The sequence below is a fragment of the Microbulbifer mangrovi genome, from assembly GCF_002009015.1.
Classification (GTDB): domain Bacteria; phylum Pseudomonadota; class Gammaproteobacteria; order Pseudomonadales; family Cellvibrionaceae; genus Microbulbifer; species Microbulbifer mangrovi.
In genome coordinates, this window is the sequence record NZ_LZDE01000238.1 from 1 (window position 1) to 12,869 (window position 12,869).

Here is a 12,869-nt window from a genome sequence, read left to right on the forward strand (position 1 = left end):
GACAGGTAGTCACCTGTGCCGGTACCGCCGCGCAGCGTGTCGTCGCCATTACCGCCGTACAAATAATCGCGACCGCTACCTCCATCTAATACATCATTGCCATTTTGACCATAGAGGTAATCATTCCCCGCATTCCCTTCAAGTGAATCATTTCCTCCCTGCCCCTGAATTCGATCATTACCGTCAAACCCGACAAGCGTATCTGAACCGATACCGCCTACAAATGTATCGTCACCACTGCTCCCCACAGTAATATCCACATTAATAAACTGATAAGCATCATTCAGAAAGACTGAAATAACCTCCTCTGGGTTTGACAAGTAGGAGATAATATTTCCAATACCTTCAGCTAGCTTATCATTAAATGAAGGGTCAACTTCAGTGAGTGCCGCCATACCCAACCAGTATGCTGACAAAGCTTCAGGGTCATCCTTTGATGCAACAATGCTTAATAGGCTTTGTTCTACTTTTGCACTAGTTAAGGACTGCGTATCTATATCAGTTACTAGCTCATCAGTATCAGGGTCATATGACAAACCAGGGAGTATTTCCGACAAAAGGCCACTTGCTACAGCAAGTTTTACCAACAGATTCCTTGACAAATCATTGTATGCCTCCTGATAAAGCTCTCCAGTTGTAAAAACTTCACCATTCTCCACCCATTGACCATCGCCGAGATTCAGCTCATCAATCCCTGTATAGGCTTTAACAACACCGAGCTGTTCTAAAGAAAGTGATACTCCGGCTAACGTGAAATCAACCAGACCAGTTTCTGGATTCACATTCAACTGATGATCAGGATCAATTTCCTCGATAGAAATCCCTTCTACCCCAGCCCACTTAGCAATTAGGCTCTCGAAGTTCTTAGTTAATGAAGTAGCTGAGGGATCTGACAATATATTTAAAGCGTAATCCCTAAATTCCTCATCTAATGACATAGCGATGTATAGATCGGGCATCTTGCCATAGCCCTGAACATCGCCTACAACTTCAACGCTTGGATCAATTTCCACGTCACCAACATATTCTGTAAAAGTTGGATCTGAAGTAAACAAAACGTCCGCCGCAATTCCGGTTGTCTCTGCTGTTACGCCAGTAGTATCATCAGCCCAGGTAAATGAACCCACCCTGGCTACCAGTGCATCTTCATTTCCTACCTGCTCAACCGTTTCATAATCGAGGCCAATGCTAACGATTCCAACTTGATCCAGAGTTCTTAATTCATCCTCTTGGCTAACGCCATCGCCATTTATATCTTGCCAGACTTTCAAGTCAGAAAATTGTGAATCTTGTGCATCAATAACACCATCTGCGTTTGAGTCCAGCAGTGACAACTCTTCATAGCCTGTTGTGGTCTGGTTGCCAAACAATTCATTGATATCATTGACTATACCGTCCTGATTAAGGTCAATTGTCAAAAAACCATCATCCGGATTCAACCAGGATGTTTTTTCAGCAAACCCATCTCCATCTAGATCAAAGTAAGCTTCACTTTCATCTAAGCTTGTAAATTGAATACCATCACCATCCAAGTCCAACACCAATGGATCTCTCGGCAGTGAACGATCTGAATTTTGGCTACCAGCGCCGGCGGCCTCCCCCGCACCGCCACCTAAACCATTTCGTCTCTCCCAATTTTCAGTCCGATTGAATGCATCCTGAAAATTCTTAACTGCGGTTTCCCCGAACGCATCCTCATCCATAAACATTGATGCGGGATGCATATCTAGAAGATCTCCAATCGCCTCAGCCGCTCCATCCGAGTTCTCGGGGGAAAATGGCTCATCCCCACCTTCAACAACTATATCCACATATGCATCAACAGCTTTTTTAATTATTCCCATGTCATCCTCATCCTTAAAGTCCAATGGTTTTATATGGTTAAAACCGAAAAAACAATCAAATCAACCTTTAAGCTCACAGACTAAATGATCGCGTTCATACTTCTTCCCTAACTACCCAACCATCTAATCTAGGGAATTTCCTCAGCATGAAATATATAGATCTTTCTATTTAAAAAATATTAAGAAAAAGAAAAAACTAACGTTCCCTGACACTTTCACTTTTCGCCCTCAGCAATGGCGACAAGAAAAATTCGATAATGCGCCGAGTTCCAGTCTGAACTTCAGCGGTCACCGCCATGCCTGGCTGCAACCGAACTTCTTTGTCTTCAACCCACAGGGATTTCTTCGCCATACGCAACTGCATGCGGTAAATGAGCCCCCGCTGCTCATCCACAATAGCGTCTCCTGACAGGCTGGTTACCTGAGCGTCAATCACTCCGTACTTTGTAAAAGGGAAAGTATGGATTTTTATCTCGGCAGGCATGCCTTCATTTACGAAGCCGATATCTTTGTTCTCTAGAAAGACCTCTACCTCTAATTGCTCCTCATCAGGTACCACTAACATGAGCTGCTGCGCTTCCGTGACCACACCACCAACGGTGCTAATCGCTAGTTCCTGCACCCGCCCTGAAACTGGAGCGTAAAGGACTTGTTTTGCGTCGATATCTCGGGCCTTAGTCAATTCTTCTTCCAGTGCTATGATTTGCCGCTGCTGTTCAGCGATTTCCGCCAAAAGCGCGCCACTGTTCTGAGCATGGTGCAGATTAATTTTTTCGTTCACTTCGCTTTCAGCAGCCTGAGAAAGCTTCAAACGTTGTCGTTCTGCAGCAAGATCCTGGGCCTGTTGGATACGCTCCTGTTCAGCAATCAGGTAGTCACTCTCTGAGACGAAACTCTTGCCGTGCAGGCCCCTCAAGGTATTCGCCCGCTTCTCGACAATAGGCAGGGTTTGCTCCAGCTTCGTGATTACCTCTCTCGCCGCTCCCTGCTGAGCTTGAGTCTTTCGAAGAGCGCTACGCAATACTTGTAATTGCGACTGATATTGCTGCCACTTCTGGCGCAGCAAGTTTTCGTGCAGGGCGACCTCCTGAGAGCTCGCGCTCTCACCGAGGCTCAGGTATTGGGGCGTGGACCCAACGACTTCAGGACTCTCTAACTGCAACAACATCCCTTGATTGACAGCAAGTCGCATCCGCACACTGTTTAGATCTGACTCCAGCTGCTTCTTATTCGCGCGGGTTAGAGTTGCATCAAGCTCGATCAGGGCTTGTCCCTGTTCAACATATTCGCCTTCTCTTACCAACAACGCCTTGACAACTGCCTTCTCCAGAGGCTGCACCTGCTTAACCCGCGAACCGGGAATAATTTTCCCCTCAGCCGAGGCAACTATATTGACTCGACCAAAGACAGCCCAGACAACTGCGATTACAATCAAAACCAGTAACCCCCAGGCCAACCAACGTGCTAATGGGTTAGGTGGCGACTCCTGGATTTCAAGCGCGGCAGGTAGGAACGCGGCCAATTCCCGTGACCTGTTAGCGTCACCCAGTTTGTCACGATTAGCCCATGCGTCCTTCAATACAGATAGAGCATTCATTCCTCATCCTCCAGCGTCTTGCGACTGCGTCCTTGGGGAACTTTACGATCAATGCGAAAAGACTTTCTTTCTGAATTTGACGACACATGATGGTGATCAGGCGGGTTGGGATCCGCTCCGACGGTTTTCAAGTTCGGGTGGTGGCTCTGATAGCTGTGTAGTTTTGCATAGTAGCCATTATGTTGAATCAATTTCTCGTGGCTTCCCTCCTCTACAATACGCCCCCTGTCCATGACAACGATACGATCACAAGCGCGTACAGTGCTCAGGCGATGGGCAATTATGAAGACCGTGCGGCCTTGGCAGATACGGGCCATATTGTCCTGAATCAATCGTTCAGACTCATAATCCAGGGCACTGGTAGCTTCATCGAAGATCAGGATACGGGGGTTGTTGATCAAAGCTCGTGCGATAGCTAGCCGCTGACGCTGTCCACCGGAAAGGTTGCTGCCCTGCTCTCCCACCAAGGTGTCGTAACCTTCCGCCAACTCTACGATGAACTCGTGAGCACCAGCCATTTTCGCAGCGGCCATCACTCTTTCCATGGGAATGGACGGGTCAACCAAGGAGATATTTTCACGAATACTGCGATTGAACAGGAAGTTCTCCTGTAACACGACACCGATCTGACGGCGCAGCCAAGCTGTATCGACCAGTGCGAGGTCAACTCCATCCACTAGCACTCGTCCAGACTCCGGCACATAAAGACGCTGGATCAATTTTGTAATGGTGCTTTTACCCGAGCCCGAGCGGCCGACGATACCGATCACTTCACCGGGCTCGACCTGAAGATTGATATCTTGCAGAATCAACGGGCCATCCACCCGGTAGCGGAATTTGACATGATCAAAGGCAACGGAACCGCGCAATGAAGGGAGCCGTGAACGGTTAGGATTGAAGCCCGGTTCGCGAGGTGAATTGAGAATATCCCCCAGACGAGCGATGGAAATTCCGGCCTGTTGAAACTCTTGCCAGAGCTGCACCAGCTTGAGAACGGGACCACTGACCCGACCTGCCAGCATATTGAAGGCAATGAGCTGGCCCACAGTGATGGAGCCGTCAATTACCAGATGAGCGCCCCACCAGATGATGCCCAAGGTCATCAACTTGTTGATTAAGCCTGCAATCTGATTAGCTACATTACCGAGATTCTGACTGCGGAAAGAAGAGTGCACATAACTAGACAAGTGATCCTCCAGTTTACGCCGCATCTGCGGCTCCACAGCCATGGACTTAACGGTGCCGATACCGGTAATGGATTCTGTAAGGAAAGCTGTGTTAGCAGCACCGTGTTTGAACTTGTCATCCAGGCGGCGACGAAGTATCGGCGTAATAACAACAGATAAGGCTACGTAAGCGGGAACAGTCGCCAGCACGATCCAAGTCAGAGTGGAACTGTAGTACCACATTACGACCAAGAACACGAAAACGAAAAACAAGTCGATTACCAATGTCAGCGCGGTACCGGTAATGAAGTTACGGATGGTGTCCAGCTCACGTACACGCGCTACATTCTGGCCCACTTGACGTGCCTCAAAATAGGCCAACGGCAAACCAAGTAAGTGATTGAACAATCTGGATCCGAGTTCCACATCCACCCGATTTGTGGTGTGGCTAAAGAGATAGTTACGAAATCCGCCTAGAAATGCTTCGAAAACTACGATCACGAAAAATCCGATAGCCAGCACATCTAGAGTAGTAAAGCCACGGTGCACAAGAACCTTGTCCATCACGACCTGAAAGAATAAAGGCGTAACCAAGGCAAAAAGCTGCAGAAAGAAGGAAGCAATTACCACCTGAGCAAACAATTTTCGATACTTGACCAGTGATGGAATAAACCAAGAAATATCAAATTTCTGCTGTAAGCTCTCTCCCCAACCTTGGCGACGCACCAGCAGGATCAGCTCTCCCGACCAAAGCGACTCAAATTCCTCGGTAGATAGCGAGCGAGGGGCGGGCTCTCGTAGATCATGAATCAGAAAAGCAGCACCTGACTCTGGCTCATCCGTTTCCTCGGATATTTTCGCGAGGATAACGTAATTGCCGTCTGCCATTTTTGCGATCGCAGGAAGAATACCGCTCTTGATTGATGAAAGACTCGGCGAAACCAGTTTTGCCTTTAGCGTAAGCGCCTTGGCAGCCAGCAATAAACTGGTGTCGGAAAATGGCTTACCAGGTTCCGCAAACTGGTGAATAAGCTGCTCCGGATCGGCGGGTAGCTGATGGAAGCGCGCAAGAGCAACTAAAGAACTTAATCCGGTATCCATTACCTAACTACTGCTAGTTTGTTTCCCATGTGGCCGAACATTAATTGATAAATCGGCTCATCCACAATTACACGCCATTACACCGATTTTTTTGAGAAACAGATCACATAGAAAGGCCAGGAATAAGTACCCGCGTATCAATTTGAGCTGTTATCAGCTACTTACAAACAAGCACTACGTGCAGCTGCTTTGGAAAGCTATCCTCTTGCGAGAGGCAAGATAACCACTATGGGCGCATCATAAGTTCCTCTAACCCAGTCACACTGCCCTTATCCGGGTACAACAGAAGTAAACAGCTTGGCAGTAGAGAATCACCCCAAGACAAGTTCTATCGTTAACTGCCGATGCATACTTCGAGATATACTTTGACTTGACTCCAAGCATGCTTTAGAGTGAATCTAGTTAAAAGTAAGTCTCTTGTTTAAATCCTCAGTTTCGTCGTTCTCTTCGTCCTGTAGCATCTAAATTCCAGTCTTTTCTTTGCTATTCATGCCTCGTGAAGGCGCACCCCTATTTGTTTGCAGGAAATTATCATGTCCAAGACAACTACCGGCACTGTTAAGTGGTTTAACGAATCCAAAGGCTTTGGCTTTATTGAGCAGCAGTCTGGCCCCGACGTATTTGCGCACTTCAGCGCAATTGCAAGCTCGGGCTTCAAGACTCTGGCCGAAGGCCAGACCGTTGAGTTCTCTGTGACTCAGGGCCCTAAAGGCCCGCAAGCTGAAAATATTGTTTGTATCTGAACCATTCAGCTAAAGCAGGCCGTGTAACGGTCTGGTCCAAGAGGCTGTTTAGGCCTCTTCGGTTGAGCCGCCGCAAGGTAGCTCAACCAGGAATACGGCGATTCAGGCTGGACTCAGATTGAATCCCCGACTGCAATACCCCCACTCAACTCCGTTGAGCAATCTCCGCCTGCATACCTTGCCGAGTAACACCTGATCTGTCCTTACACATCACTCAAGTTTTTACCAAGCGCAATCTTATTGGCGGTCTTTCCGAGAGGAAACTATGAGCGAATCCCCAATAACTGCGTTTAATCCGCTGGACGCCAAAAAATACAGCAACCCTATTCCGGCGCGCGAGTTCATTATGAGCTTGCTCGAAAACAACAAAGAAGTACTCGACCGCAAAAAGCTGGCGAAAGTGCTGGATCTTTCCTGTGACGAGCAGAAAGAAGCGTTGCGTCGCCGGTTGCGCGCCATGGAGCGCGACGGACAGATAGCGTTTGATCGCGATGCAGGTTACAGCCTCATCAAACCGGAAGACCTGATCACTGGTCGTGTCACCGGCCACCCGGATGGTTTCGGGTTCCTGAACAGCGATGCATCCGCAGAAGACCTGTTCCTGTCCGATAACGAAATGCTGACCGTGTTCGACGGAGACATCGTCGAGGCGCGCGTTAGTGGCGTGGATCGGCGCGGACGTAAGACCGGTGTGATCGTCAATGTGCTGGAACGCAAGACCACCCACCTGGTGGGCCGCTTGCAGTTCGAGGAAGGCGACTACTTCCTCAAGCCCGAGAACAGCCGAATATCGCACGAGATCGACCTCGATCGCGACCAGCTGATGGGCGCCAAGCCCGGACAGTATATTTCCGTAGAGATCATCGACTTTCCCAACCGCCGCTACAATGCCTTCGGCCGTGTGACCGAGCTGCTCGGTGATGCCATGGGCCCCGGTATGGAAATCGACGTTGCCATCCGCAGCCACGATATTCCACACCAGTGGCCACAGGAAGCCCTGCGCGCGGCAAAACAGCTGGGCGATAGCGTACCCGAGGCGGACAAACAGCATCGCGCCGATCTGCGCGAGCTGCCGTTTGTGACCATTGATGGCGAGGACGCAAAGGACTTCGATGACGCCGTGTACTGCGAACAATTGCCATCCGGTGGCTGGCGTCTGTTCGTGGCGATTGCGGATGTTTCCCACTATGTGGCGCCCGAGAGCGCACTCGACCTGGAAGCGCAGAAACGCGCTACGTCCGTTTACTTCCCGGGTCGCGTGGTTCCGATGCTTCCGGAATCTCTGTCCAACGGTTTGTGCTCACTCAACCCCCATGTGGATCGGTTGGTGATGGTGTGTGAAATGACCATCAGCAAAACCGGCAAAATGACCGACTACACCTTTTCTGAGGGTGTGATCCACTCCCATGCGAGACTGACCTATAACCAGGTGAACGCTTTCATCACTTCGCCAGACTCCGGCCTGGGCCGGCAGACCGCTCGCCAGCTCAAGGGAACAGCACCCCACATTCATGCGCTGCACGCCCTGTATTCAGTGCTGAAGCAGGCGCGCACCAAACGCGGCGCGCTGGATTTTGAAAAATCCGAAGTGCAGTTCGTATTTACCGAAGACCGCAAAATCGATCGGATTATTCCGGTTATCCGCAACGATGCGCACAAGATGATTGAGGAATTCATGTTGAGTGCCAACGTGGCGACCGCGGACTTTCTCAAGCGACAGAAGATGCCAGCACTGTACCGGGTACACGACGGTCCACAAGACAAAAAGCTGACCGCCCTGCGTGCATTCCTGACAACCAAGGGGCTCAAGCTCGCCGGCGGCAACAAGCCGCGCCCCGAGCACTATGACCAACTGCTGAGCCAGATTGGAGAACGCAGCGATGCGCAGACCATTCGCACCATGCTGCTGCGATCCCTCAGCCAGGCGGAGTACAGCATGGATAACCGCGGCCACTTCGGTCTCGCCTATTCCGCCTATGCGCATTTCACTTCGCCCATCCGCCGCTATCCGGACCTTATGGTGCACAGGGCAATCCGCTCGGTGATCCGCCAGTCCAAACAGCGCTCATCCCTTGGCCGGGCGCTGAAATTCATCATCGGCAAGGGCAAAGATTCGGTACAACGCTTTGACAGCGCTCCTCTACTCGCCCCGGGCAAAAGCTACCCCTATGGCAAAACCGCCATGCAATCGCTGGCCATGCACTGCTCCAATGCCTCACGCCGCGCCGATAAGGCCAGCTGGGACGTAGAAGCCTGGCTGAAATGCGAATATATGCAGGACTTCGTCGGCGATGTATTCCAGGGTGTGGTGGCGAGCGTTACCCACTTCGGTCTGTTTATCGAGATTGACGGTATTCAGGTCGAGGGACTGATCCATATATCGGCGCTGAAAAACGACTACTACCACTTCGATGCAGACCGGCAATGCCTGATCGGCGAGAAGAGCCGCAAAAGCTTTGCCATCGGCGACGCTATCAAAGCGCGCGTTGTCGCCGTGGATATGGAGCGTCGCAAAATAGAGTTTGCGTTAGCCAGTTAAGATCAGAGAAAGACATTTCTCTTCTTTATTCTGAAAAACTCAGGAAGCCCGTTATCGAAAGATAGCGGGCTTCTTCGTTTGGACATTTTAAAAGTGCGCGGGAAAGTCAGAGGTCGTCCAGGTTATCCATTAACTGGTAAAAGAAGGCGATGGACTTGCCATATTCATCTACCAGAATCCGCTCATTCACACCATGAAAACCCGCGAACTCCTTTGTCGAATCCAGCTGAATGCCGGTGATGGTATAAACATTCGGTGCAAACGGCCGCGCCTGAAAATGCTTTGAATCCGAGCCACCAACCACAAAGAACGGGGAGACAATCAGGTCATTGCCCCAGGTCTGGCGGATGGTTTTCTCCAGCATTTTATAACCCGCACCATGCGGATCTGCGATATTGGTGGGCGGGGTGGATGCGGATATATCCTTGATTTCAATACGATCGTCGTCAATCGCTTTTTTGACATGGGCGATGACACTTTCCTTGCTGTCTTCCGGGGCGATCCTGAAATTGACCACGGCGGTCACCGCGGGCGGCAGTACGTTGTCCTTGACACCGGCATTGAACATGGTGACGGCAATAGTGGTATTCAGCACGCTGTAAGGTCGGGCTTGCCGAGATTTTCCCTCTTCAAGGCCTTGTGTACATTTGGATAGGTCTCCTCGAGAAATCTGAATGGAAGTAAATTCTTCATCTGCATAGCCTTCGGATCAAAAGGCGAGAGTCAAAAGTGCGATGGAGAGATGCTGGTATACGGTCCTTGGCATGGCCTTCATTTTCCCCAACCCTTTCTCGATAGATGCATTGAATCTAACGGAAACGCGGGGAGCGCAGTAAACCTTGACCCCAAAATTTTCTATGACATTAACGAAGGAAGTTAAGAGCTAAACCTGTACAACTGTTCCAGTCAAACTCCTTTAAAACTGGAATAACCGTACCAGTTAAAAATTAACGTAGATTAATTCATCCCTTTCTTGAAAACGGATTCACATTGTCTTTGATAAAACGATTCAACAAATCTCTACTTATAAACAGTTCACCTCATATTAATTGCCTCACCATTCCACCATTGATAATGTTTCCGGGTAACTGAACGGCCATGCTGTTTCGGTCATTCAATAATAACGACGACAAATGGACGAGCACACTCAATGAAAAAACCTTTACCACGCCAAAATGTTTTAACCGGCGCCATTCTTTCTGTGGCTGCCGTCTCCGCACCGCAAATGCTTTACGCGGCCGAAGAGACTGCCATGGAAGAAGTGGCCGTTGTTGGTTCCCGCATCCAACGCAACGCGGAATTTGAAACTGCAACACCGATTCAAGTGATGGATCGGGAAGCCATCGAAAAATCTGGTTTTACCAATCTTCAGCAAATGTTTGAAAAGAATCCGGCTGCGGGTAACGGTACTTTCTCCACGCGGGGAAATAACCAGGACTCAACTGCCAATGGTGCTGCCGCGGTGAGTCTGCGCGGTATGGGTGCCGATGCGACCCTCGTATTGGTCAATGGCAAGCGGGTTGCCATCAGCGCTTTTGCCGAGAGCATTACCACCAACTTTGTCGATATCAACAGTATTCCCATCGCTGCAGTCGAGCGCGTGGAAGTACTGAAAGATGGGGCCTCAGCCATTTACGGTTCCGATGCGGTTGCCGGCGTGGTGAACCTTGTACTGCGCAAAGACTTTGAAGGCGCTGAAGTCTCCGTGGACTACGGTGGCGCCGATGGTTATGACGAACAGTCCGTCTCGGCGGTGTGGGGGGTTAATGGCGAAGATTCAAACCTTACCCTTATCTTTGATCACCAGACGAATTCAACCCTGGCCAGCGTCGAGCGCCGGGGACTGGATACTGCGGACCAATCCTTCCGCGGCGGTATGGATTTCCGTTCATCGCGAGGATACCCCGGGCGCTTTATCGTCGACGGCGAGACCACCATCGATCCCAACTGCCCGGAAGGCGATGCATTCGGCCAGACCTGTGTCTACGATTACGGCCCCTGGACGCTGCTGACTCCCGAGGCAGAGCGTACCGGTGTCCTGATGCTCGGCCACGCACAACTGACGGACAGTATCGAATTCTTCAGCGAACTCGCTGTGCAGCACAACACTTCCATTGCCCAGGGTGCTCCGACGCCGCTGGATGAGGACGCTGGCCTGACCGTGCCGCTCGATCACCCGGACAATCCTTTCGTCGGCGCCAGCAGTGTCAACGTTGGCCGTTACCGCACTGTCGATGCCGGTGCACGCCAGTGGGATATTGAAACCGACAACCTGCGCGGTGTATTCGGATTGCGCGGAACCATCTCCGATTGGGACTGGGAGGCCTCGGTACAGCGCTCGCGCAGTGAATCCACCCAGACCGGCGACCGCACCCAGGGTTGGGTGCGCACCGATCTCCTCCAGCAGGAAATTGACGCGGGTCGCTACAACCCGTTCGGCGGCGTGCAAAATCCACAGTCGGTCATCGATTCCTTTACCACCAGCCTGGTACGCCAGGGTAAATCTGAATTGCGCAGCATGGACTTCACCATCAATGGTGAGCTGTTCGATACCAGCAATGGTGCCATTGCACTGGCCGCCGGTCTTGAGCGTCGAGAAGAAAGCGCGTCAGATATTCCCGATGACCAGTTCCAGCGCGGCCTGATATTCGGCACCGAGTCCGTATCTGCGGCCGCCAGCCGGGATATCAATTCGGCATTTGTGGAAGTCGCCATTCCGCTGCCTGCCAATCTGGACCTGACCCTGGCCGGCCGCTATGACGATTACAGCGATTTCGGCAGCACCACCAACCCCATGGCCAACTTGCTGTGGACCGCGAGCGAGCAGCTGTCCTTGCGGGCCTCCTGGGGTACCGGGTTCCGCGCACCGTCGCTGGCCCAGATCGGCCTCGGACCATCGCAGGAATCGCAGTTCTTTATTGATACCTATGGCTGTGCGATCAATGAAGCCTACTGTGCGAGCACCGACTACAACATCGTGTTCTCCGGCAACCCCGATCTGGAAGCGGAAGAATCCGAGTCGATTAACCTGGGCGCGGTGGTGAAGCCGGTCGATGGTATGCAGCTATCACTGGACTTCTGGCGTATCACCCAGGAAGGCAAGATTGACGAGGTACCGTTCGGCTACCTGTACAGCCAGTTCTGTAACGACCAGAACAGCACTGTCTGTGTGCGCTCGGCGGCCTTGCCCGGTGAATCCCTCGGCTCCCTGCAATCTATCAACAGCGGCTTTATCAATATCGGCGAGCAGACCGTCTCCGGTATCGACCTGAGTGTGGTGTACTCCGCATTGACCGTAGCGGGTGGCGATCTCGGCCTGCGCCTGGATTATTCCTACCTAACGGAGTTTGAGCGGGTAGAATTGAACTCTGCGGGGGATGCATTCCTGAGCCGTGATCTCGCCGGTGAATATGAATACCCGGAACACCGCTGGGCGACATCCGCCGACTGGACGCGGGATAGCTTTGCCTTCACCGTTGGCCTGAACTATATCGGCGAATTTGAAGATACCCCCGATATCGATTTCGATGGCACCCTGGATTACGACACAAATAGATCCCGTATCGTGGATTCATTTATGACCGTGAACCTGCAGGCACGCTATACCGGTTTTGAAAATATGATTCTGAGCCTGGGGGCAGACAATGCTCTCGACGAAGAACCGCCCTTCGCCATTGGTGATGGCGACTCGGACCTGTACGGCTATGTTTCCAGCCAGCACGATCCGCGCGGTCGCTTTATCTACGGCAAGGTAACCTATAACTTTTAATCCGACCCGCTGAAAACCGGCACTGGCAATCAGTGCCGGATCACAAGCACTGAAAACCGGGGGAGACCCCAGATACTCCCTCGGTTTTCACCCCGTTTCTCACCCCGTTT

The 12,869-nt window shown here is 51.3% G+C and carries 7 protein-coding genes; 3 read left to right on the top strand and 4 right to left on the bottom strand.

The annotated features are described in order from the left end of the window. The 3 genes from B4U49_RS03625 to B4U49_RS03635 all read right to left on the bottom strand — a co-directional run. Positions 1 to 1,844: calcium-binding protein (locus tag B4U49_RS03625; protein WP_143735508.1), on the bottom strand; the 1,844-nt coding region annotated here is incomplete at its 3' end. A 196-nt stretch (positions 1,845 to 2,040) separates the two neighbouring features. After that, on the bottom strand, positions 2,041 to 3,441 hold the full coding sequence (locus B4U49_RS03630) for an HlyD family type I secretion periplasmic adaptor subunit (protein WP_078083214.1): 1,401 nt from the start codon (positions 3,439 to 3,441) through the stop codon (positions 2,041 to 2,043). Then, on the bottom strand, positions 3,438 to 5,708 hold the full coding sequence (locus tag B4U49_RS03635) for a type I secretion system permease/ATPase (protein WP_078083215.1): 2,271 nt from the start codon (positions 5,706 to 5,708) through the stop codon (positions 3,438 to 3,440). The genes B4U49_RS03630 and B4U49_RS03635 overlap by 4 nt, the downstream gene beginning before the upstream one ends. 533 nt (positions 5,709 to 6,241) lie before the next feature. On the opposite strand from B4U49_RS03635, the gene B4U49_RS03640 reads away from it, so the two are divergent. Then, positions 6,242 to 6,451 (top strand): cold-shock protein, encoded by a 210-nt coding sequence (locus B4U49_RS03640; RefSeq protein ID WP_078083216.1) that lies wholly within the window; start codon positions 6,242 to 6,244, stop codon positions 6,449 to 6,451. 265 nt (positions 6,452 to 6,716) lie between these two features. Beyond that, entirely contained in the window at positions 6,717 to 8,990 is a 2,274-nt protein-coding gene (gene rnr, locus B4U49_RS03645) for a ribonuclease R (protein WP_078083217.1), read from the top strand. A gap of 106 nt (positions 8,991 to 9,096) precedes the next feature. Here the strand turns inward: rnr and B4U49_RS03650 are convergent, their stop codons facing one another. Next, positions 9,097 to 9,666: a M20/M25/M40 family metallo-hydrolase gene (locus B4U49_RS03650; protein WP_078083218.1), complete on the bottom strand. Its 570-nt coding sequence runs from the start codon at positions 9,664 to 9,666 to the stop codon at positions 9,097 to 9,099. A gap of 474 nt (positions 9,667 to 10,140) precedes the next feature. Here B4U49_RS03650 and B4U49_RS03655 point away from each other — a divergent pair, with 474 nt between their 5' ends. Next, positions 10,141 to 12,759 carry a TonB-dependent receptor gene (locus B4U49_RS03655; protein ID WP_078083219.1) on the top strand — a complete coding sequence of 873 codons (2,619 nt, stop codon included), beginning with the start codon at positions 10,141 to 10,143 and terminating at the stop codon, positions 12,757 to 12,759. Positions 12,760 to 12,869: the final 110 nt, after the last annotated feature.

Coding starts and splice junctions, on each gene's coding strand:
- rnr (WP_078083217.1), top strand. CDS start 6,717: ATGAGCGAATCCCCAATAACTGCGTTTAATCCGCTGGACGCCAAAAAA.
- B4U49_RS03635 (WP_078083215.1), bottom strand. CDS start 5,708: ATGGATACCGGATTAAGTTCTTTAGTTGCTCTTGCGCGCTTCCATCAG.
- B4U49_RS03655 (WP_078083219.1), top strand. CDS start 10,141: ATGAAAAAACCTTTACCACGCCAAAATGTTTTAACCGGCGCCATTCTT.
- B4U49_RS03640 (WP_078083216.1), top strand. CDS start 6,242: ATGTCCAAGACAACTACCGGCACTGTTAAGTGGTTTAACGAATCCAAA.
- B4U49_RS03630 (WP_078083214.1), bottom strand. CDS start 3,441: ATGAATGCTCTATCTGTATTGAAGGACGCATGGGCTAATCGTGACAAA.